The 22,119-nt window shown below is 44.3% G+C and carries 17 protein-coding genes, 1 tRNA gene and 1 pseudogene; 17 read left to right on the top strand and 2 right to left on the bottom strand.

The window, feature by feature from the left end:
• Positions 1-129: 129 nt before the first annotated feature.
• Positions 130-972, top strand: a complete 843-nt coding sequence (locus tag AC04Q4_RS04955) for an alpha/beta hydrolase (RefSeq protein ID WP_173737233.1) — start codon at positions 130-132, stop codon at positions 970-972.
• Between the two features lie 36 nt (positions 973-1,008).
• Positions 1,009-2,109, top strand: coding sequence for a DUF362 domain-containing protein (locus AC04Q4_RS04950; RefSeq protein ID WP_173737234.1), 1,101 nt, complete (start codon positions 1,009-1,011; stop codon positions 2,107-2,109).
• Between the two features lie 158 nt (positions 2,110-2,267).
• On the opposite strand, the gene AC04Q4_RS04945 is transcribed toward AC04Q4_RS04950, so the two are convergent.
• Entirely contained in the window at positions 2,268-2,855 is a 588-nt protein-coding gene (locus AC04Q4_RS04945) for a cytidylate kinase-like family protein (RefSeq protein WP_173737235.1), read from the bottom strand.
• 523 nt (positions 2,856-3,378) lie between these two features.
• On the opposite strand from AC04Q4_RS04945, the gene AC04Q4_RS04940 reads away from it, so the two are divergent.
• The 10 genes from AC04Q4_RS04940 (at position 3,379) to AC04Q4_RS04895 (ending at position 14,561) form a co-directional block, all read left to right on the top strand.
• The gene (locus tag AC04Q4_RS04940; protein WP_173737300.1) at positions 3,379-5,397 is read left to right on the top strand and encodes a M28 family peptidase; all 2,019 of its coding nucleotides are present in this window, start codon (positions 3,379-3,381) and stop codon (positions 5,395-5,397) included.
• Entirely contained in the window at positions 5,370-6,005 is a 636-nt protein-coding gene (locus tag AC04Q4_RS04935; protein WP_173737236.1) for a GNAT family N-acetyltransferase, read from the top strand. The genes AC04Q4_RS04940 and AC04Q4_RS04935 overlap by 28 nt, the downstream gene beginning before the upstream one ends.
• Before the next feature lie 11 nt (positions 6,006-6,016).
• Entirely contained in the window at positions 6,017-7,684 is a 1,668-nt protein-coding gene (locus AC04Q4_RS04930; RefSeq protein WP_173737237.1) for a glycoside hydrolase family 13 protein, read from the top strand.
• Between the two features lie 112 nt (positions 7,685-7,796).
• Positions 7,797-8,609, top strand: a complete 813-nt coding sequence (locus tag AC04Q4_RS04925; RefSeq protein WP_173737238.1) for an FAD binding domain-containing protein — start codon at positions 7,797-7,799, stop codon at positions 8,607-8,609.
• Positions 8,606-9,076 (top strand): (2Fe-2S)-binding protein, encoded by a 471-nt coding sequence (locus AC04Q4_RS04920; RefSeq protein ID WP_119238917.1) that lies wholly within the window; start codon positions 8,606-8,608, stop codon positions 9,074-9,076. The genes AC04Q4_RS04925 and AC04Q4_RS04920 overlap by 4 nt, the downstream gene beginning before the upstream one ends.
• Complete coding sequence (locus AC04Q4_RS04915; RefSeq protein WP_173737239.1) at positions 9,073-11,367, top strand: xanthine dehydrogenase family protein molybdopterin-binding subunit; 2,295 nt, start codon at positions 9,073-9,075, stop codon at positions 11,365-11,367. The genes AC04Q4_RS04920 and AC04Q4_RS04915 overlap by 4 nt, the downstream gene beginning before the upstream one ends.
• Position 11,368: 1 nt before the next feature.
• On the top strand, positions 11,369-12,427 hold the full coding sequence (locus AC04Q4_RS04910) for a DUF6077 domain-containing protein (RefSeq protein ID WP_173737240.1): 1,059 nt from the start codon (positions 11,369-11,371) through the stop codon (positions 12,425-12,427).
• Positions 12,428-12,480: 53 nt separating this feature from the next.
• Positions 12,481-13,314, top strand: a complete 834-nt coding sequence (locus AC04Q4_RS04905; RefSeq protein ID WP_173737241.1) for a hypothetical protein — start codon at positions 12,481-12,483, stop codon at positions 13,312-13,314.
• A gap of 198 nt (positions 13,315-13,512) precedes the next feature.
• A tRNA-Arg gene (locus AC04Q4_RS04900) sits at positions 13,513-13,584 on the top strand.
• Positions 13,585-13,640: 56 nt separating this feature from the next.
• A complete protein-coding gene (locus AC04Q4_RS04895; RefSeq protein ID WP_243873782.1) occupies positions 13,641-14,561 on the top strand; it encodes an SH3 domain-containing protein in 921 nt (306 codons plus the stop codon).
• A 53-nt stretch (positions 14,562-14,614) separates the two neighbouring features.
• On the opposite strand, the gene AC04Q4_RS04890 is transcribed toward AC04Q4_RS04895, so the two are convergent.
• Positions 14,615-15,130 carry an N-acetylmuramoyl-L-alanine amidase family protein gene (locus AC04Q4_RS04890; RefSeq protein WP_173737242.1) on the bottom strand — a complete coding sequence of 172 codons (516 nt, stop codon included), beginning with the start codon at positions 15,128-15,130 and terminating at the stop codon, positions 14,615-14,617.
• Positions 15,131-15,241: 111 nt separating this feature from the next.
• Here AC04Q4_RS04890 and AC04Q4_RS04885 point away from each other — a divergent pair.
• The 5 genes and pseudogenes from AC04Q4_RS04885 to AC04Q4_RS04865 form a co-directional block, all read left to right on the top strand.
• Positions 15,242-15,895 (top strand): annotated as a pseudogene (locus tag AC04Q4_RS04885) (pseudouridine synthase); the annotation flags it as partial.
• Positions 15,896-15,977: 82 nt separating this feature from the next.
• On the top strand, positions 15,978-17,936 hold the full coding sequence (gene ligA / locus AC04Q4_RS04880; RefSeq protein ID WP_173737243.1) for an NAD-dependent DNA ligase LigA: 1,959 nt from the start codon (positions 15,978-15,980) through the stop codon (positions 17,934-17,936).
• 92 nt (positions 17,937-18,028) lie between these two features.
• On the top strand, positions 18,029-18,961 hold the full coding sequence (gene metA / locus AC04Q4_RS04875; RefSeq protein ID WP_173737244.1) for a homoserine O-acetyltransferase MetA: 933 nt from the start codon (positions 18,029-18,031) through the stop codon (positions 18,959-18,961).
• 363 nt (positions 18,962-19,324) lie between these two features.
• Entirely contained in the window at positions 19,325-19,918 is a 594-nt protein-coding gene (locus AC04Q4_RS04870; protein ID WP_173737245.1) for a zinc dependent phospholipase C family protein, read from the top strand.
• A gap of 256 nt (positions 19,919-20,174) precedes the next feature.
• On the top strand, positions 20,175-22,097 hold the full coding sequence (locus AC04Q4_RS04865; protein ID WP_476388608.1) for an NlpC/P60 family protein: 1,923 nt from the start codon (positions 20,175-20,177) through the stop codon (positions 22,095-22,097).
• Positions 22,098-22,119: the final 22 nt, after the last annotated feature.

Raw genomic sequence — 22,119 nt, 5'->3', positions numbered from 1 at the left:
ACAGCAGGTGGAGCGGAGTAAAAGGTGAATTAACAGACCCGAAAGCTCTCTGGAGGGAAGTGGAAAATGCTTTCCGGGAAAACTGAAGCTCCGATATTTATATGAGATCTGACAGAAAGGATGGAAAAAATGATAAATGAAAGAATCATCATTGAGGAGAAAACAAAAGATTACGATGAGGCATGGATCGAGACTTACTTTTGGCAGGAATCTGTGGAATTGTATCCAGGGCAGAAACGTCCGGCTATAGTAATCTGTCCGGGAGGGGCTTATGCAATGACTTCTGACAGGGAGGCGGAGGCCGTTGCCCTTCGTTTTATGAGCATGGGCTATCATGCAGTGGTGCTCCGTTATAGTGTGGCACCTGCCAGATATCCAGCTGCTCTTCGTCAGCTTGCAAAAACCGTGGCCCTTCTTAGGGAAAACAGTGAAAAATGGCATATTGAGACAGATAAGATCATTGTGTCAGGATTTTCAGCAGGCGGACACCTGGCAGCATCTCTTGGGGTGTTCTGGAATACTCCTGAGTTAAAAGAAATCACAGGTTTTGATAATGAAATGATCCGTCCTGATGGAATGATTCTCAATTATCCTGTAATTACTTCCGGAGAGTTCGGCCATCAGGAAAGCTTTCATAATCTTCTTGGAGAAAAATATGAAGAGCTGAAAGATAAAATGTCTTTAGAATATCAGGTTACAGAGGATACACCGAAGACTTTTATCTGGCATACGTTTGAAGATGAGACAGTGCTTCTTGACAATACTTTACGGTTTGTACAGGCACTTTATAAGAGAGGGATTCCTGTGGAGTATCATATTTTTCCGCAAGGACCTCATGGTCTCGGACTTGCAAGTGAGCTGACAGCCAATGAAAACGGACGCGGTATTGTGAGAGCCTGTGAGCCGTGGAGCGAGCTGGCAGGAAAATGGCTGAACCGCGAATTTCCGTGGTGGGGTGGAGCGACTGTATAATTATCCGGATTATGAGAAGAAAGGAATTCTGACATTATGGAAAAAAATCAGATTTTAATTACATCTGGAACAGATTATAAACGAATGACAAAGGAACTTCTGGAGAGAACGGATCTTAAGTCCCATATAAAGGACAGAGATAAAAAAATTGGAATCAAGCCGAATCTGGTTTCGCCGTCTGAGGCTTCCTGGGGTGCAACGACACATCCGGAGGTGGTTGCAGGTATTATTGAATATCTGAAAGAGCATGGTTTCCGGAATCTTGTGATGATGGAGGGTTCCTGGGTCGGTGATAAGACAAGGGAAGCTTTTGAAGTGTGTGGATATGACCGGCTTGAAGAGGAGTATCAGGTTCCGTTCTGGGATATGCAGAAGGATAAGGGTATTCCTTTGGACTGCGGCGGTATGGAACTGAATATCTGCGAACGGGTGAAGGAGATAGATTTTCTGATCAATGTACCGGTGCTGAAAGGGCATTGCCAGACTAAGATTACCTGTGCTTTAAAGAATATGAAGGGGTTGATCCCAAATAAAGAGAAAAGGCGATTTCATTCTCTTGGTCTTCATAATCCTATCGCTCACCTGAATATGGGAATCCGGCAGGATTTTATTGTTGTGGATAATATCTGCGGGGATCTGGATTTTGAGGATGGCGGCAATCCGGTTGTGATGAACCGTGTTCTTGCTGCCTGTGATCCTGTTCTTGTGGATGCCTATGTGTGCCAGATGATGCATTATCAGGTGGAGGATGTCCCTTATGTAAAGCTGGCTGGTGAACTGGGGGCTGGCTGTTCGGATATCAGCAAAGCAGAGATCCTTTTTTGCCAGGAAGAAGCAGAAAAGATTCTGCCCAAATCCCGCAAGGTTGTAGAACTGGCCGATGCCGTAGAAGAAGTAGAATCTTGTAGTGCCTGCTACGGCTATCTGATTCCTGCACTGGAAATGCTGAAAGAAGAAGGACTTTTTGAAAAACTACATGAGAAAATATGTATAGGCCAGGGATATCGTGGACAGAGCGGTGAACTTGGTGTTGGGCACTGTACCTGCAAGTTTAAACATCATGTAGAGGGGTGCCCGCCACTTGAAGGAGATATATATGAGTTTTTGAAAGCGTATATTCTGGGGAAGCAGGAATAGAAACCATCGTTCTGTTAATAAAATTAACACAGGCAAAACGCAGAACAGCGGCGTGGCCAGAAAGGAGGGGGTGGGGAGGGAAAACGGCCTTCGCAACTATGAGTGCCTTCCCTCCCCACGGTTTCCCTGGCTTTTCAAAGCCAGTTTTTTTCAAAAAATCAAAGACAATCTTTTACGATTTCTACAATCTGCTCCATAGAAAACCGGCTGCTGTCCAGACACAGATCATACTGTGTCATATCCAGCCACTTGGAATCAGTAAAATATTCATAATAGGCTCGTCTTTCTTTATCCATCTTTTTTACAAGTTTCCGAGCACTGGCTTCTTCGCGTCCGGTGCGGCGTATCACATTCTGAACTCTATCCTCAAAAGGAGCATGAATAAAAATCTTTAGTGACTTATCCTTCAGAATATTCGTAGCACACCGTCCCACAATAACACAATCTTCCTTCTGAGGAAGCGAAAGTATGATCTTTCTCTGCAGATCATAAAGTACATCATTCATAGGAACAAAAGAAAAATTGTCTGTAAACTGGAGTTCACTGTCAACCGGGAAAACCCACTGGCTGGCTTTCTTCTCATCTACTTTTGCGAGAGTGTCAAAAGGAATATTATTTTTTTTCGCAGCCAGGTCGATCAGTTCCTTATCATAAAAACCAATCTCCAGGTTTTCTGCCAGAGTCTTGCCGACCAGGCGTCCGTTGCTTCCAAACATACGGTTAATAGTAATAATACGTTTAGCCATAGTAAAACCCCCTTTTATTTTAAATCAGAAGTGAAAAAATGTATCCTGATTTCTGTTTTCTTATACTTCTTTTATAACATATTTAAGATAAAAATACCAGAAAATAATGAAAATTATTTCGAATAATAGTAAAAATATATAAATACACACTGATACTTACAGAAAATATTTGGATTAAAGTCCTCTGAGAGAAGATTTTTCCGAAGGAGAAGATAATGGTACAGGTGATAAAGCTCAGGTGGATCGATCACCTGGAATCCGGGAGATGGCATTTTTAACGAAAAAACAGTATACCAGACAAGTGTAGCTCTTACATCAGGTCGTACAAATTGCATTGCTTTTTTGTATACAAGGAACAGGTGACATCGGCTTCCATGGAATTTTGTCTGGAAATCCCCAGAATGATAATGTATAATTTATAATAAATGAAACAAGCAGAGAAAGGGTGACAGAAAACTTGAACATCGTGGAGAAATGTGTTTCGTGCCTGGACATCAGAGAGTCCTATGATCTGGCCAAGCGCATGGAACAGGAGAAGACTAACCCCGCCTTAGGATATCGTACAGCAGGTTCCCTGGCAGAGAGAAACACCGGAGATATGCTTTGTGAAGAAATGAAGAAAGCAGGTCTTGCCCAGGTAGAGAAAGACCGCATCACAGTAGATGCCTGGGAATTTAAAAAGGCAGTTATGCACTATCAGGATAAGGACGGACAGCTCAGGAAGATCCAGCTTGGCGCGTACCAGACGGATTTTAAGACAGATGGTTTTGAGAAATTTGAGCTGGTTTATCTTGGGAAGGGAACAGCAGCAGAATATCAGGATATTGATGTGAAAGGAAAACTGGTTCTTGTTGAGATCAACCAGAGAGAAGAATGGTGGATCAATTATCCCGTATATCAGGCATATCTGAAAGGAGCAGCAGCACTGATCGCTGTTCAGAGCAGGGGATATGCCCAGGTAGATGACACGGCACTGAATGCCCAGGATATTGCCGGCCCGTCCTTTGCACCTGCTTTTTCCATGTCAAGAGCAGATTTTCTTGAGATCAGGGAGCTGATGCAGGAGAAAATGGAAGGTGAAAGAAAACTTCCGGAGATTACGGTGGAATTCGATGCGGATACCCAGGTGATAAAAGATCAGCATACCTATAATATTATAGGAAGAATCCCAGGTACCTGCTCCGATTCCATGATCCTGTTAAGTGCACATTATGATTCTTATTTTGAGGGATTCCAGGATGACAATGCAGCAGTCGCCATGATAATCGGGATTGCCCGGGCACTGATCCGCGGCGGATATGAGCCTTACCATACCATTGTTGTATGTGCTCTTGCAGCAGAAGAATGGGGAATCTCCGATACAAAGTATGACTGGTCAACAGGGGCTTACAGACAGGTGTTTGAAGCAAGACCGGACTGGCCGGGGCATGTGATAGCTGATTTTAACTTCGAGCTTCCGGCCCATGCACACAGCACCAGAGATGCTGTGCGATGTACATACGAATATGCGGATTTTATGCGGAAATTTGTAGATGCAATTCAGATGCCGGAGGGAATCTATCCGGATGGAATGACAACACTTTATCCTATCGAGACGTGGTCGGATGATTTTACCATGTCGATTTCGGGAATCCCGTCTTTTGTCAATGATTTCAGCGGCGGCCCTTTTATGGAGAATTACTATCATTCTCAGTACGATAATCAGGATGTATATGAAGAAGAGGTTTACAAATTTCACCATGAGTTTTATCTGCGTCTGATCATGGCAGTGGACAGCCTTGCACTGCCGCCACTTGATTTTGGCCGTGCGCTTGCAGGAAGTATTGAGAGTCTTGATATGGATCTCTGCATGCAAACAGGAGCCAACGGAGCCCTGCTTCTGGAAAAAACAGAGAAAGCCAAGAAAGCAGCGGCTGTACTTGCCGAACAGGTCCGCCGATTCAACAGCCTTCCGACGGAAAGTTACGACTGGAAAAAAGCAGATATTGTTACAGAGAAGCTTCTTGCAGTGTTCAAAAAATCCCAGGACTATCTGGTGCGCCTGGACTGGGATGATAATGTGATATTTCCGCAGCAGGCAGCACAGAACAATCTCCATGCTCTGAATGAAGCAATGGGATTTCTGGAAAAAGGTGAGATCGCGCCTGCACTGGAATCTTTTTACAGTATTGATAATAACTGCTATGCGTTCCAGTTTGAGAGAGATGTTTTTTACCATTTTACAGAATATATCATGAAACAGTCCCCGGACCGTCTGATGTGGGGAAAGGGACGAATCATTCATCATGAAAATCTTTATGATCTGGTGAAAAGCCTGAAAGAGAAGAAATCCGGGGACAGCCTGGAGAGAGAACGCCGGAGCCTTAAAGAGGCCTGGGAACGGCAGAAGAATTATTATATAGAGGACATCGAATATCTGATCCGTGCCGTTGAGAAGCTTACGGATATGATCCGCGAAGTGTCACGGATGTTCGAAGAAGATTCAAGCGAAATGCTGCATACCTGGAGGGAAAAATGGAAAGCCAGAAATTATACCGAGTGAAAGAAGGAGACCTGGATAAACTGATCCGGATTTTGACTGTATGTTTTGCGGAAGATCCGCTGTACCAGGCACTGATCCCGGACAAAGATACAAGGGAACGGCTGATGCCGGAACTGTTTACCTGTGATCTTACAGAATTTTTTGAGACCTGTGAGATTTATGCGGACAGCAGTGAATTGAACAGTATCCTGGTAGTATCTGACGGAACGGAGCACGAAGCTGCATTACATAATCTGATGGTGGATTTCTTTGCACTTCTGAAAACAGATGGTTATCTGATCAAGGAAGATCCAAGCCTTGCAACCTTAAGGAAATTTATTCAGGGAAAAGATTATCTTAATTCCAGCTGGACTTCCCAGCTTCATACAGCAGAGAGACTTCATGTGATCTACTTGGCTGTAACTCCCAAGATGCAGCATCATGGGCTGGCAGAGAAGCTGATGGACGACGTGATCGATTATGCAGACAGGCATAAACTGATGATCTCCCTGGAGACACATAATCCGGCAAATGTAGCCATGTACGAAAAGTTTGGATTTAAATTATATGGTATCGTGCAGAAGAAAGGCTTTGACCTGAAGCAGTACTGCATGATCAAACAGGCATAAGGAGGAAGAGCATGAAAAAATGGTGGCATGACAAAGTGGTATATCAGATATACCCTAAGAGTTTTTATGATTCCAATGGTGACGGGATCGGAGATATTCCGGGAATAATCAGTAAACTGGATTATCTGAAAGAGCTGGGTGCAGATATTCTGTGGCTGTCTCCTGTTTATAAATCCCCTCTTGCTGACCAGGGGTATGATATTGCAGATTATTATGCCATTGATCCGCGGTTTGGAACCATGAAAGATATGGATTGTCTGATTGCAGAGGCAAAAAAACGTGATATGTATATCCTGATGGATCTTGTTGTGAACCATTGTTCCGATGAACACGAATGGTTTCAGAAAGCTGTTCAGGATCCGGAAGGAAAATACGGAAATTTCTTTTATATAGAAGACAAAAAAGACGACAGGACGCCATGCAACTGGAGAAGCTATTTCGGAGGTTCTGTGTGGGAAGAACTTCCCGGACATTCCGATAAACAGTATCTTCATCTTTTTCATAAAAAGCAGCCGGATCTCAACTGGGAGAATCCGGAGGTACGGGAAGAAGTATTTAAGAATATCCGATGGTGGATGGAGAAAGGTCTTGGCGGCTTCCGCATTGATGCCATCATCAATATCAAGAAGAAGCTTCCGTTTCAGGATTATCCGGCAGATCGAAGTGATGGAATGTGCAGCGTGGAGAGAATGCTGGAAGATGCAGATGGCATCGGAGAATTCCTGAGTGAGATGGCAGAGAAATGTTTTCATCCGTATGATGCGTTTACAGTAGGCGAAGTCTTCAATGAGAAAGAGGATGAGATCTGTGATTTTATCGGAGAAAAAGGATATTTTTCCTCCATGTTTGATTTTGAGGAGACCTGTTATGGAAAAAGCGAGGATGGCTGGTACGCTTCCAAATATGTGCTGACGCCAGAGGATTACAAGAAATGTATTTTCCATACTCAGCAGAAGATCGGAGAGACAGGGCTGATTTCCAATATTATTGAGAATCACGATGAGCCAAGAGGCGTCTGTCACTACATTCTTCCGGAAGACAGGTGTCCGGATTCCAAGAAACTTCTGGCTGGTGTGTACTTTTTCCTGAGAGGAATTCCTTTTATCTATCAGGGGCAGGAGATTGGGATGGAGAACATGGATTTCACTTCTATGGAGCAAATTGACGATATCAGTACCATTGACGAATATAAGGTTGCCCTGAATGCGGGCTGCACAGAGAAAGAAGCACTTCAGGCAGCATCTGCTTTTTCCAGAGATAATGCAAGAACTCCGGTGCAGTGGAATAAGGAGAAAAATGCCGGCTTTACAACAGGAACACCCTGGCTTGAAGTAAATCCCGATTACAAAGAGATTAATGTAGAGTCCCAGTTAACGGATAGTAACTCCCTGCTTTCTTTTTACAAAAAAATGACAGCACTTCGAAAAACACAGGAGTACAAAGATACATTCGTATACGGAAGCTTTAAACCGTATAAAGAAGATCAGGAAAATCTGATCGCCTACACAAGAACAGAGGAGAAAAATATTCTGGTAATGGGAAACCTTCAGAGCCAGTCCCGGAATGTGGAGCTTCCGGGAGAAGTGAAGAATGTACTTCTGAACAATCAGGAAGAGGTGCAGATCAAAAATGGAACCATCAGTTTGAATCCGTATCAGTTTGTGATCCTGGAATATTAACAGTAGATATTTCTGTCAGGGTCTGTTAAAATTAATGTTTAGCTGTGATCGTAATTGACAGCTGTGTATATCGATATGTATTGAAAGATAATAATTTCAGAAGGGAAAAAATATGCTCAAGATAAAGAATTATGTAAAGGCAGAAAGTCTTGCCCAGGCATATGAGCTGAACCAGAAAAAAAATGCCATTGTGCTGGGTGGTATGGTCTGGCTGAAAATGGGTAACCGGAATATTGTTACGGCGATCGATCTTTCCGGTCTGGGGTTGGATAGTATTACAGAAACAGACGAAGAGTTTGTGATCGGCTGCATGACATCGCTTCATGCCATTGAGACTCACAAGGCTCTTAATGAATATACAGGAGGAGCCGTGAGAGAGAGCGTACGCCATATTGTTGGCGTGCAGTTCCGTAACTGTGCTACAGTAGGCGGAAGTATTTTTGGCAGATTTGGGTTTTCCGATGTGTTGACGATGTTTCTGGCTATGGATACCTGGGTGGAGCTTTACGACAGAGGGCGGATCCCGCTTACAGAGTTTGTACTTATGGAGAAGGATAACGATATCCTGGTCAATGTTATTGTGAAGAAAACCCCTCTGAACACAGTGTACTTAAGCCAGAGAAACAATTCCACAGATTTTCCGGTGCTGACATGTGCCGTTTCTCTTATTGACGGAGAGGCAAGAACTGTGATTGGTGCCAGACCTGGCAAGGCCATAGTAGTGGAAGATAAAGAAGGAATACTTAAAGGTTTTTCAGAGAAAGATCCTCGGGAGAAAAAAGAGGCAGCAGCATCTTTTGCCGCATATGCAGCAGAACAAGTTGTTACAGATAAGAATATGCGTGCCTCAAAAGAATACAGAACGCTCCTTGTAAAAATTCTTACGAGAAGAGCCTGGGAGGAGATTGGGGGTAGAGAGTCATGAACATTACTTTCTGGCTGAACGGAAAAAAGAAACAGGCGGAAGTGGAACCGTCAGAGCTGCTTCTGGATTTCCTCCGCAAGAACAGCTGCTACAGTGTGAAACGTGGCTGTGAAACTGCAAACTGCGGTCTCTGTACAGTTCTTATGGACGGCCGCCCGGTACTTTCCTGTTCCATGCTGGCTGCCCGTGCAGACGGCAAAAAGATCGTAACACTGGAAGGTATGCAGGATGAGGCGAAAGAATTCGGAGCTTTCATGGCTAATGAGGGTTCTGAACAGTGCGGATTTTGCAATCCGGGTTTTATCATGAATGTGTTTGCCATGCTCCAGGAGCTTGAAGATCCCACAGAAGATGAGATCCGGGAATACCTTTCCGGAAACCTGTGCCGCTGTTCCGGTTTTGTGGGACAGACAAGAAGTATCCTGAAATTTCTCGACTATAAAAAAAGACAGGAGGAAGGAAAATGAAATATGTAAACATGCCGGTACCGAAAACGGATGCCATGTCTCTGGTAACAGGCAAGCCGGTTTATACCGATGATCTTGCACCTTCAGACTGTCTGATCGTAAAGCTTCTCAGAAGCCCGCATGCCAATGCCTGGGTAGAGGAGATCAAAACCGATGCAGCGAAAAAAATCGAAGGTATTGAATGCGTTCTTACTTATGAGGATGTTTCACATAAACGTTTCACTCTGGCAGGTCAGACTGCACCGGAGATCAGTCCGTGGGATCGATATATCATTGATAAACATGTACGCTTTGTGGGCGATACTGTTGCCATTGTAGCAGGTGAGACAGAAGAAGCAGTTGACAAGGCTCTGAAAAGGATCAAGGTGAAATACCGTGTGGAAGATGCAGTTCTTGATATCCACACAGCCAAAGATAATCCGATCCTGGTCCATCCAGAGGAGGACTGGTACATGCCGATCCCGGCAGGGGGAGATAACAGGCGAAATCTGTGTTCTTCTAATGTGGAAGAAGTGGGAGATGTAGATGCCATGCTGGAAAAATGTGCCTACACAGTAGATCAGGTGTATCATACTAAGGCGAACCAGCAGACTATGATGGAGACTTTCCGTACTTACTGCTATATGGATCATTTTCAGAGACTGACAGTGGTTTCCTCCACACAGATTCCGTTTCATGTCAGACGAATCGTAGGTAATGCCCTGAATATCCCGTCATCGAAGGTGCGTGTGATCAAACCTCGTATTGGCGGAGGTTTCGGCGCAAAGCAGACTTCAGTCAGTGAGGTGTATCCGGCACTTGTAACCTGGGTCACAGGCAAGCCGTCCAAGATCGTTTTTTCCAGAAAGGAATCTATGATCGCTTCCTCCCCGCGTCATGAGATGGAAGTTCATATCCGCATGGGGGCTGACGAAAACGGTATCGTAAAGGCTATTGATCTTTATACTCTTTCCAATACAGGAGCTTACGGCGAACATGGACCGACAACGGTGGGACTTTCCGGCCATAAATCCATTGCTCTTTACAGGCATACGGAAGCGTATCGTTTTGCCTATGATGTTGTGTATACAAACATGCAGGCAGCAGGAGCGTATCGAGGCTATGGCGCAACCCAGGGCATTTTTGCAGTGGAATCTGCTGCAGATGAGCTTGCTCACAAGATGGGAATGGACCCTGTAAAATTCCGTGAACTGAATATGCCGATGGAGGGGGAAGCACTTCCCGGATATCCGGATGTCCCAATCAACGGAAGCTGTACCATGGATAAATGTCTGGCCCGTGCAAAAGAGATGATCGGATGGGATGAGAAATATCCGTTTCGCGACATGGGCAACGGCAAAGTCCGCGGAGTTGGTATAGCTATGGCTATGCAGGGATCTTCTATTGCAGGTCTTGATGTCGGCGGTGCTGATATCAAGCTTAATGAGGATGGTTCTTATACACTGGCTCTTGGGTGCTCAGATATGGGAACAGGATGTGATACCATCCTTGCACAGATGGCAGCAGACTGTCTGGATACAGATATGAAGAATATAGTTGTATTCAGTGTGGATACAGATATATCACCGTATGATTCCGGTTCCTACGCTTCCTCCACGACCTATGCAACAGGAAATGCAGTTATGCAGGCCTGTGCGGAGCTCAGAAAAAGGATACATTCTTTTGGTGCACAGATGCTTGAGGTATCTGTGGAGGAGTCTGATTTTGACGGAACAGCTGTCCGCACAGAAGATGGAAAAGAAGTAACCCTGCGTCAGATCGCACTGAAGGCAACTGCCGGTATCTGCAGCGAGCTTCAGGTTGTGAAAGAATATTCATCCCCGATCTCACCGCCTCCGTTTATGGTCGGGGCAGCAGAAGTGGAGATCGATAAGGAAACCGGACAGATCGATGTGATTGATTATGTTGGTGTGATTGACTGTGGAACACCGATCAATCCGAATCTTGCAAGAGTTCAGGCTGAGGGAGGAATCGGTCAGGGTATTGGAATGGTTCTTTATGAGGATGTGCAGTACACAGAGAAGGGTAAGATCCGAAATAATTCCTTTATGCAATACAAGATTCCGAATCGTATGGATATTCCAAGCGTACGCATTGAATTCGAGAGCAGCTATGAGAAGACAGGTCCTTTTGGTGCGAAATCGATCGGTGAGCTTGTAATCGACACACCATGCCCGGCTATTGCAAATGCTGTATACAATGCAACAGGAGTACGGGTGCGAGAGCTTCCGATCACACCGGAGAAAGTTGCCATGGGAATCCTGGCTAAGGAAGCTGGAGAGAAGGTGTGAGATGCGGGAACTGATGCTGGTTCCGATAGATATTATTCTGGAGCTTCTTGTGTTTTTCTGCACGGGAAGTCTTCTGATGCGGGTGCTTCGGATGCAAGCAGAAACGACCATGGCAGTTTTTATGGGATATCTTCTGTATTTTGTTGTGTTTGAAGCGGTAGCTGTACCAATGACCTTGAAATGGGTTAGCCTGACGCATTTTGCCTGGTTCTGGGCAGCAGTTATGGCAGCAGCAGTTTTTGCCGGGGGTATTTTTCTTCACAGACAATGGTTTCGTCAGATCGGAAAGATAGGTGAGGTGTTCTGCAATCATTCCTGGCTGTTGTTACTGACAGCAGGAGTGATCCTGCTCCAGTGTATGATGGTGGCTATGTATCAGGATAATACTGCAGATGCAGCTCATTATATCGGCTCTGTGAGCACTTCTGTATATACAGACACACTGGCGAGATATAATCCGCTTACAGGGGCGTTGCAGAAGAAGTTTAATATCCGTTATGATCTGTCTGCCTATCCTATGCACAATGCTGTATGGTGCCGGCTTCTTGGAATACATCCTATTGTGCAGGCCAAGATCGCAATGGCGGTGATCAACGTCCTGATGATCAATTTCCTTGTTTATCAGATCGGAAAGAAGCTTTTTGACCAGAATGTGAAGAAAGCAGATCTTTTTGTGATTTTTGTGTGTCTGCTTCAGCTGTTTTCCTATTCACTGTATACATCCGGAACCTTTCAGCTTACACGCTGTTATGAGGGAAAAGCTCTTCTTGCAAATGTGGCCATACCGGCTGCTTTTCTGGCCAGCCTCGGACTCTGGCTGGATAAAAATACAAAAAACGCCTGGGTGCTTTTGTTTCTGGCTTCTGTGAGTGCACTGACTTTTTCCGGATCTTCTATTATATATCCAGCTGTTGTCAGCACAGCAGTTTTGCCGGTAATGCTTCTTAAGAGAAAACTTTCCTGGGCAATTCCCTATGCTCTTTGCATGGTGCCGGGATTTTTATATGCAGCTGTTTTTTTTACATCGAAGCTTGGATGGCTGGTATTTCCGGCTTCGTGAATACTGTGCCGGTACATCGAAAAACAAACATATAGACAAAGAGAGGGTGGAAAATGGCAGGAGTAACAATCAGGGAACTTGGCCTGACTTTTGTGAGAGTATGCATGGAGAATTACTGGAGCGGATGTATACTGCCCGTGTTTTTTCTGTTGGGTATCCTGTGGGATATTTTTTATCATAAGAGAAAAGAAGCCGTGGTATTTTTGTATTATGTGATCTTTTTGGCTCTTACTGTATACAATCCGTTTCTTGTGAGATATATCGTACCAAAAGTGGATTTTGAGAATGAATATTACCGGTTCATCTGGATCCTTCCGGTGATCCCGGGAGTGGCTTATTACGCAGTTCGTCTGGTAAGTCTTATAGAATTCAAAACAGGAAAAGTTCTTCTTGCAGTGCTGCTGGGCGGCGTGATCATAATTACAGGAACACCGATACCTGGCATTGCACAGAATTTTGCAATGGCGGAAAATATCTATAAAGTGCCAAATGAGCTGCGTTCCATTTGCGATGTGATCCATGAAGACAGCAAAAAAGAAGAACCGCGAGTTGTTTTTGGTGATGATATGAATATGGTTGCAAGACAGTACGACCCGTCACTACGCCTGGTTCTGGAACGGAATTACAGACTGTACCGTGCAGGAAGCACAGTAGTTGGAAATTACGAAAAAAAGAAAGATTATCAGATTCAGAAAGTGATTATGGATGTGGTAAGCTATCAGATGACGGATACAGATATGGCGAAGTTTAAAGCATCTCTGGATAAGACCAAAACGGATTATCTGGTAGTCCAGCTGGAACAGAACTGCCATGACTATCTTCGTCAGGCCGGCTGCGTACCTGTCGCACAGACTGAGAAATATGTTGTATACAGATACGGGGAGTGATATGAGTCACTTCCCGTAAAATGGTACTGTTCACTCCGTTCGGGATATTACCAGTGAACAGTAACCGTAAAATGTCTGATGAATATACACTGTTTAAAAAAATCTTTACAATTTCAGTGTTATGTGTTAGAATTTAAAACAGTGTAAGCCGACTTTGACAATTTCATACCTGATTTTAGAAGTTATGTTTTTCATTATGCACCTGTAGCTCAGTGGATAGAGCAGTGGTTTCCGGTACCATGTGCGGGGGTTCGATTCCCTTCAGGTGTGTTACCCGGAGCAGTGGAACTGTTCCGGCGTGTTGTTATGATAAGGAGGACAAGAACTTGGATGATTTCAGAGAATGGTTATCAGATAACCTTCGCTATTTTATGTTAGGCGGAGCAATTCTGTTAATCGTGCTTGTTCTGATCTTTGGCGTTCGCGCCTGTGTTGGAGGTAAGAAGGGGAATTCCAATGAAGATCAGACAACAGCCAAAAGTAACCAGGAAAATGATCCTTCTTCTCCGGCAAATGATGGGGAGACAGACGAGAAGAAAGACGCCAGTTCCGCAGACAGTACAAAAGCGGAAACAACCATGGAAAAAGCCAGCACGGAAGTAACCGAGCTGATTCAAAGCTATTATAAGGCTTTTGGGGAAAAAGACATTGCAACACTTAAGACGATAGAGGACGGATTTACACCGGCCGATGAGTCACAGATTAATTCAAGGGATTATATTGACGGGTATGAAGTACAGGATGTTTACGCGAAGAAAGGATTAACGGACGATTCATATGTCGTCTATGTGGTCTTTAACTATATCTGTACGGGAATTGAGACTCCGGTTCCGGCACTGAGTCAGTTTTATGTAGAAACAGACGGTGACGGTAATCTGAAGATCAAGGGAGGTGCTGACGAAGATACAGATATCAGCACTTATGTAAAAAAACTGGAATCTGAGAGCGATGTGAAGGCACTGATCGCACAGGTCAAGGCGAATTATGACGCAGCACAGGAGAATGATTCCGCTCTGGCAGAGTTCCTTCAGGGACTTGGAGATGATGCAAGCGCATCGGCAGAGACTGGAACTATGCTTACGGTTACAGAAGACTGTAATGTTCGTGCATCAGCAGATTCAGAGGGTGAGGTTATCGGTGGTTTTTCTGCAGGAACGGAAGTTGAGAAGAAGGGGCAGGAAGGCGACTGGATACAGGTTGACTATGATGGACAGACTGGATACATATATAGTGGTTTATTAGAATAATAAGGGTGAAAAATGCAGGTTCCATTGTTTGTGGAGCCTGCATTTTTTTACCATCATTTTTTCAGAGAACCATCGGAAGCCAGCTTATATTTCTGGCCATCTACAGTGACGGTACCTGTCTGCATGATTCCGTCTTCGTCCAGATAATATTTTTTGCCTTTCAGTTTCAGCCACCCTCTCTGCATAATTCCTTTCTTATCGAAATAGTAACGTTTTCCATCGGTGTCAGTGAGCCAGCCGGTGTAAGTGGTTCCATCTACCATAAAAAGCCAGTTGGAACCGTCTGCTGTCCAGACACCATTTTCGGCTTCCGGAGAAACTTTCTGTTCTTCGGGAACAGAAGTTGCTGTTGGTGCTGCTGTTACAGATGCTGAAATATCTGTATGATCGGTCTGATCCGGAATATCTGTGATTTCCGGGATGATCTGAGTGTCTTTTACGGCAATGGATACTGGATTGTTTCCGGAAGGACCTGCTGATGACTGAGTAAAAAGAAGACCGCAGATCAGGCATAAGAAGACAGAAATAAAAATCAAAAACCGATTGATATGTGAATTACGGCCTGCCATATTTTTTCCTCCTGACATTTGGTTTATTCCTGTTAATCATACAATACCTGCCTGTAAAATACAAGGAAAATAAGCGTTGCGAACACCAGGGAAAAAATATATAATAAAATAATGGACGAAAAAATCAGAATCAATAAATTTTTAAGCGATGCAGGTGTCTGCTCAAGAAGAGAAGCGGACAGACTGGCAGAAGATGAGCGGATCACGGTTAATGGAGAGACTGCTTCCCCGGGAATGAAAGTATCACAGGAAGACAATATCTGTATTGACGGAAAGCCCATAACGATACAGGAAAAAAAGATCCTTATTCTTTTTAACAAGCCAAGAGGGATCGTCTGCAGTACCAGACAGCAGAGGGATGAAATGACAGTAACGGAATATCTGGATTACCCTGTGCGGATATATCCTATCGGCCGTCTTGACAAGGAATCTCAGGGACTGCTTCTTCTTACGAATGAGGGAAGCTTGGTGAACCGCATCATGAAAGCAGGGAATTATCATGAGAAAGAGTATCTGGTAACAGTGAACAGGCCTGTGACACCGGAATTTATCAGAGAGATGAGCCACGGTGTTCCGATCCTTGATACTGTGACGCGTCCCTGCACAGTGACTAAAACTGGGAAAAACAGTTTCGGGATCATCCTCACTCAGGGCCTGAATCGCCAGATCAGGAGAATGTGTGAATATTTTGGCTATCGTGTTGTCACACTGAAAAGAGTAAGGATCATGAATTTGAACATAGATGGTATTGAAGAAGGAGAATACCGGGAAATTACGCCGACAGAGCGTAAGAAGCTGGAGGAGATGCTTTCCTCCGGAAGATCACAACAAGAAACGGGAGGAAGGCATGAACGAAGTAGCTATCAAAAAAATGAAAGAACTGGGGGCAAAACTCCGGGAAGCGTCAAAGGCGTATTATCAGGAAGACAGGGAGATCATGCCAAATGTGGAGTACGACGCGCTGTACGACCAGCTGGCGACTCTGGAAGAAGAAACAGGGGTGATTCTGGCAGACAGTCCTACCGTTAATGTAGGATATGAGGCGGTAGATCAGCTTCCAAAGGAGGAACATGAACGCCCGATGCTCTCCCTTGACAAGACAAAGGAGAGAGAAACTTTACGGGAGTTTATCGGGGAGCATCCGACACTTCTTTCCTGGAAACTGGATGGTCTTACCATTGTCCTTACTTATGAGAATGGAGAACTTGTCAAAGCTGTTACAAGAGGCAATGGAATTGTTGGGGAGGTTATTACCAATAATGCCAGAGTGTTTAAAAATATTCCTCTGAAGATTTCTTTTAAAGGAAGACTTGTTCTAAGAGGAGAGGCTATTATCACTTATTCTGATTTTGAGCGGATCAATGAGATGATCGGTGATGCGGACGCGAAATATAAAAATCCGCGAAACCTCTGCAGTGGATCGGTCCGTCAGCTGAATAATGAGATTACAGCGAAGCGAAATGTTCGTTTTTATGCTTTTTCTCTGGTCAGCGCAGATGACGTGGATTTTCTGAATTCAAGGGAAGAACAGTTTAAATGGCTTTCCAGTCAGGGATTTGAGGTGGTCGAGTACCGGAAAGTAACAGGTGATACCCTGGATGAAGCGATGGACTATTTTGCGGAAGCAGTTACAAAGAATGATTTTCCATCAGATGGCCTTGTGGCATTATATGATAATATTGCCTATGGGGAATCCTTGGGAACCACTGCGAAATTTCCACGTAATGCCATGGCATTTAAATGGGCGGACGAGATGCGTGATACGAAGCTTCTGGAGATTGAGTGGAGCCCGTCAAGAACAGGGCTTATCAATCCTGTGGCCATCTTCGATCCTGTGGAGCTTGAAGGTACCACAGTCAGCAGAGCCAGTGTCCACAACATCAGTATCATGAGAGAGCTGAAACTGGGAATCGGAGATACGATCCGTGTTTACAAAGCCAACATGATCATTCCTCAGATCGCGGAGAATCTTACAGGAAGCGGCAATGCACCGATTCCCCACAGCTGTCCTGCATGTGGAAGGAATACTATGATCCGAAAAGACAATGAAGTCGAGAGCCTTTTTTGCGTAAATCCGGACTGTCCGGCTAAGAAGATCAAATCTTTTGCACTTTTTACAAGCAGGGATGCCATGAATATTGACGGACTTTCTGAGGCTACTCTGGAGAAATTTATTGCAAGAGGTTTCATCCATGATTTTGGCGATATTTTTGAGATCAGCAGGTATAAAGAAGAGATCGTAGAGATGGAAGGTTTTGGACAGAAATCCTATGACAATCTGATCGATAGCCTGGAGCGGGCGAAGGATACCACGCTTCCAAGAGTGATCTACAGTCTGGGGATCGCCAATATTGGCCTTGCTAATGCCAAGGTGATCTGCCGCCATTTTGATAATGATCTTGAGAAGATCCGTCATGCTGAACTTGAGGAGGTCAGTGACATTGATACGATCGGACCTGTGATCGCGGGAAACCTTGTGGAGTATTTCAAGGATGAGGATAACAACCGGCGTCTGGATCATCTGATGAGTTTTCTCCATATTCAGGAAGAAGGACCAAAAGAAGAGCAGATTTTTGCAGGGATGAATTTTGTGATCACAGGTAGTCTGGTTCATTTTGGAAATCGCAGTGAGGCCAAAGAGCTGATAGAGTCTCTGGGTGGAAAGGTTACGGGTTCTGTAACAAAAAAGACGAATTATCTTATTAATAATGATGTGCAGTCCAATTCATCCAAAAACAAGAAAGCCAGAGAGCTTGAAATCCCGATCCTGTCTGAGGGAGATTTTCTGAAGCTGGCAGGAAGGTAAGCGGAAGCTGTAAGACTAATCATTCTGCATGAAAAATATCAAAAGCGGATTCTGCGAGAGTTCGCTTTGCATGGATAAAAGGAGGGCTTACAATGCCAATTAAAACACAGGGGGATCTGCCTGTAAAGGAGATCCTTGAAAGAGAAAATATATTCGTAATGGACGAGAAACGTGCCATGCATCAGGATATCCGTCCTATTCAGATCCTGATTCTGAATCTGATGCCGCTGAAAGAGGAAACAGAACTGCAGCTTTTACGTTCTCTTTCCAACACACCGCTGCAGGTGGATGTGACTTTTATGGCAGTGGAGAGCCATGAGGCGAAGAATACTTCCCTCAGCCATCTGAATAAATTTTATGAGACTTTTTCAGATGTGAAAAAGCGTAAATTCGATGGAATGATCATTACCGGGGCACCGGTGGAGCAGATGCCTTTTGAGGAGGTGGATTACTGGGAAGAGCTGACAGAGATTATGGACTGGACGGAGAAGCATGTAACTTCTACAATTTTTCTGTGCTGGGCGGCGCAGGCCAGCCTCTACCATTTCTACAGCCTGGATAAGAAACCTCTGGACAAAAAAATGTTTGGTCTTTTCTGGCATAAAGTCCTGAATCGCAAAATCCCTCTTGTAAGAGGATTTGACGATGTATTTCTTGCTCCTCATTCCAGGCATACAGAGGTTCCGATCGCAGATATCCATGCCTGCAAAGATCTTACTGTTTTGGCAGAAAGCGAAGAAGCAGGTCTGTTTCTTGCTATGGCAGAAGGCGGCCGTAAGATCTTTGTCATGGGCCATCCGGAATATGACCGTGTAACTTTGGACGGTGAATATAAACGAGATCTGTCCAAGGGACTGCCTATTGAAATTCCAAAGAATTACTATAAAGACGATGATCCGAATAACAAACCACTGCTCACTTGGAGAGCACATGCGAACAATCTGTACACAAACTGGCTGAATTATTACGTATACCAGAGCACCCCATATGATCTGTACGGGACACCGGATTTCAGGGAACTGTAAGGTATCTTTACTGCAGCCGGGGATAGAATGCCGAAGTTACTGTTCACTGGTAATATCCCGCGAGGTGTTTTTTGTGAGCGAAGGTCACAGAAAACCCGAGACATACCGCGCGAATTTATGCAATCAGCATAAATTCTGTGCATCGCGAAGCGTGTTACTGAGAACGGAGTGAACAGTAACATGCCGAAAAAGCTTCCACAAATTTTACTTAAACTTTAATTGCACATTAAATAGAATAGTGATATAGTAAAGTTGGTTCCGACAAACGAAGAGCTTTAAGATTTCAGCAGATGACCGGGCGGAACCGCTTTTGCTGATGTATTCGGTCATAACCTGGAACAGAAAGAAGGAAGAGGGAAAACATTGCGTAAAAAATCACATGTACTGTTAGGCAGATACCTGGCTGATCAGATGTCCGAGGTCTACAGTCTTCAGCAGCACAGAAAAGCATTTTGCCTTGGTAATATCATGCCGGATCTGAGACCGTCATTTCTTACTACCAGACATGAGTTTTTTGGAACGTTCAATCAGCTTCAGAGCAAGATGAGAGAACTGGTAGAGAAAAATCCGGAAGAAGAAAATGCCAGAGTATACTGGCGGAGATTCGGTGAAGTCATGCATTATATGGCAGATTATTTTACTTTTCCTCATAACAGAACATATAAAGGAAGTCTTGCGGAACATAATTCCTACGAAGCTGAACTGAAAAACCGTCTGAAAGAGTGCATCTTAAGCGGCAGAGCAGACAGCCAGCTGGAAGAAGCGAAGCATTTCGACAGTTTTGAGGAACTTGTGGAGTATATCCGTGAACGACATGCATATTATCTGGAAAGCCCCAGATGTATCGCCGATGACATCCGCTTTATTCTGAGAGTATGTTATCAGGTGATACAGGGAATCTTTCAGTTATGCGTCAGAAGACAATTCCATATGGAAAACCGACTGGTAACAGTATAAGGCAGATACTGCAGTGTGTACACACTGCAGTTTTTGTGTTTTTGTATTCGGAAAATGCTTTTTGCGAAAATGTGAATAAAAAGTGAAAAATAAATAAACTGGAAAGGTTATGCAGTCAGAACGGTTGATTTCATAAAATTCCTATGATAAAATAAATGGAGTTGAACTTTAAGTTATCAAAAATGGTTTAAGGCAGACCTTTATTATAGGGGAAGTAAAGGGATGTTCAAGGAAAGAAGGGAGCATCTTAATAAATATGAAGAACAAGTACCTGAATAAGTTTTTATGCATCACGACGATATCAGCTATGGTACTGGCATCTCCGGCGGGAATTATGGCTGCTGAGGAGACCGAAGTAGTTTTCAGTGATGAGAGCAGTGAGGAAGTGACGTCTGAGCCAGTTGAAGAGACACCGGCACCAGAACCAACGGAAGCACCGGCACCAATTGAGACACCGGTACCGGAGCCGACTGCGACACCAGAGCCGCAGCCAACAGAGACACCAGCACCGACAGAAACACCGGAACCAACGGCAACACCAGAGCCAACGGCAACACCAGAGCCAACGGCGACACCGGCACCAACGGCGACACCGGCACCGACATCTACTCCGGTTCCGGATAATTCAGAAGCAGTTCAGAATGTTATTGATAAGATCAGTGCTTTGCCGAATGATATCACTGCGAAGGCAAAATCACAGATTGAAGAAGCACGTGCAGCGTATGAGGCACTGTCGGATTCAGAGAAAGCCAGAGTTACCAATTATTCAACGCTGGTAGCTGCTGAGAAGAAGCTGGCATCTGTTGTGAAGGATGGAAAAACTGACAATAATAAGAAGGACAATAAAGGTACAGATAACAATACCGGTGATATTACAGATGGTAAAGGAAATAATGCTACTGCAACACAGATAGGAATACCTGTATATGCAACCAATATGGTTTCCAATCTTCATGCAGGTAAGGATTTTTATCTGGACAGTCTGAAGAATAATTATAATCTCACATTTTCAGATGATTTTGCATCTGTGATGGAACAGATAGAGGGAGAGTATAAAGAGAAGAACAAGCTTACGGACAGTACTATTCTGGTACGAAACTGGCAGGATGTTCTGGCTGTTTATGTTTATGAACAGAGCCAGAAAGGAGAGACATCCTTTACTATGGATTCCTCCTGTAAAGAAGCTCTTACGAAGATTTTTGCTGAGATGAACCCTGTTGTCAGAGATAAACAGGATATTACCAAAGTATCTTACGGAAATCGTAAGATCAATTACTATATTAAGAAGAATAATATTTCCAAGAAGGACAGAACTGTTCTGAAGAAATACGTGGAAACGGACTGTAAACTTCTCTGTGCAGTTGTCACAGCATCCAAGGGATTTGTCCGTGAAAGTGTAGGAGACAGTGTTTCCGAGGATCGTGTAGATGTAATTACTGCTGCATATTCCCTGGTAGGTAAAGTCGGATATTTCTGGGGCGGTAAATCTACTGCTATCGGTAATGATCCAAGCTGGGGAGCTGTTGAGAAGGTTTCGGCAGAAGGCAGCAAGAGTTCAGGTACATTACGGGCGTATGGTCTGGATTGCAGCGGCTTTGTAACATGGGCCGTGATCAATGGCTATCAGGATCAGGGAATGCAGGCAGCGGTTGGTGATGGAACATCCGATCAGTGGGAGAAAGCGAATGTTGTCAGCGAGGCAGATGCACAGCCGGGAGATCTTGTATTTCAGAGAGGTCCGGAGTCGGGCAGCAACAATCATGTTGGCATTCTCTGCGGAAAGACGGATTCAGGAGACTGGATTGCGGTACATTGTTCTTCCAGTAAGAATGGTGTAACGGTAGGTGAGGCTTACAGTGCAAGCTTTCGTTACATCAGACAGCCATCTTTCTATGATGATACAGCAGTTGAAGAAGTAAACAACGAGGGAACAGCGACTGAGACAGATGAGAATGCAGAGAAGGTTCTCACAGATATTGTGAAGTCCAGCGCTCTGAAAGATGCACTGGCATCTGGAGGAGATATCTCTTCTGATAATCTTCTTGAGGATTTCAAGAATACATCTCTTCAGGAGGATGAGGATGAAGAAATTGTTGAGAATCTGATTCTGGAACAGGAAGATATTGATGATACAGTGGATACATATGATGACGTAGAAACACTGGAATTAGAAAATTAAGAGACAGCGACTGATGAGAGGG

It is taken from the genome of Blautia sp. HA8986 (assembly GCF_056504635.1).
Note: the sequence above shows the minus strand (reverse complement) of the source record. Positions and strands in the feature narration are given on the sequence as shown.

Excerpts from the sequence above, each read along its gene's own strand:
- AC04Q4_RS04955 (WP_173737233.1), top strand. The coding sequence starts at position 130 with ATGATAAATGAAAGAATCATCATTGAGGAGAAAACAAAAGATTACGAT.
- AC04Q4_RS04950 (WP_173737234.1), top strand. The coding sequence starts at position 1,009 with ATGGAAAAAAATCAGATTTTAATTACATCTGGAACAGATTATAAACGA.
- AC04Q4_RS04945 (WP_173737235.1), bottom strand. The coding sequence starts at position 2,855 with ATGGCTAAACGTATTATTACTATTAACCGTATGTTTGGAAGCAACGGA.
- AC04Q4_RS04940 (WP_173737300.1), top strand. The coding sequence starts at position 3,379 with ATGGAACAGGAGAAGACTAACCCCGCCTTAGGATATCGTACAGCAGGT.
- AC04Q4_RS04935 (WP_173737236.1), top strand. The coding sequence starts at position 5,370 with ATGGAAAGCCAGAAATTATACCGAGTGAAAGAAGGAGACCTGGATAAA.
- AC04Q4_RS04930 (WP_173737237.1), top strand. The coding sequence starts at position 6,017 with ATGAAAAAATGGTGGCATGACAAAGTGGTATATCAGATATACCCTAAG.
- AC04Q4_RS04925 (WP_173737238.1), top strand. The coding sequence starts at position 7,797 with ATGCTCAAGATAAAGAATTATGTAAAGGCAGAAAGTCTTGCCCAGGCA.
- AC04Q4_RS04920 (WP_119238917.1), top strand. The coding sequence starts at position 8,606 with ATGAACATTACTTTCTGGCTGAACGGAAAAAAGAAACAGGCGGAAGTG.
- AC04Q4_RS04915 (WP_173737239.1), top strand. The coding sequence starts at position 9,073 with ATGAAATATGTAAACATGCCGGTACCGAAAACGGATGCCATGTCTCTG.
- AC04Q4_RS04910 (WP_173737240.1), top strand. The coding sequence starts at position 11,369 with ATGCGGGAACTGATGCTGGTTCCGATAGATATTATTCTGGAGCTTCTT.
- AC04Q4_RS04905 (WP_173737241.1), top strand. The coding sequence starts at position 12,481 with ATGGCAGGAGTAACAATCAGGGAACTTGGCCTGACTTTTGTGAGAGTA.
- AC04Q4_RS04890 (WP_173737242.1), bottom strand. The coding sequence starts at position 15,130 with ATGGCAGGCCGTAATTCACATATCAATCGGTTTTTGATTTTTATTTCT.
- ligA (WP_173737243.1), top strand. The coding sequence starts at position 15,978 with ATGAACGAAGTAGCTATCAAAAAAATGAAAGAACTGGGGGCAAAACTC.
- metA (WP_173737244.1), top strand. The coding sequence starts at position 18,029 with ATGCCAATTAAAACACAGGGGGATCTGCCTGTAAAGGAGATCCTTGAA.
- AC04Q4_RS04865 (WP_476388608.1), top strand. The coding sequence starts at position 20,175 with ATGAAGAACAAGTACCTGAATAAGTTTTTATGCATCACGACGATATCA.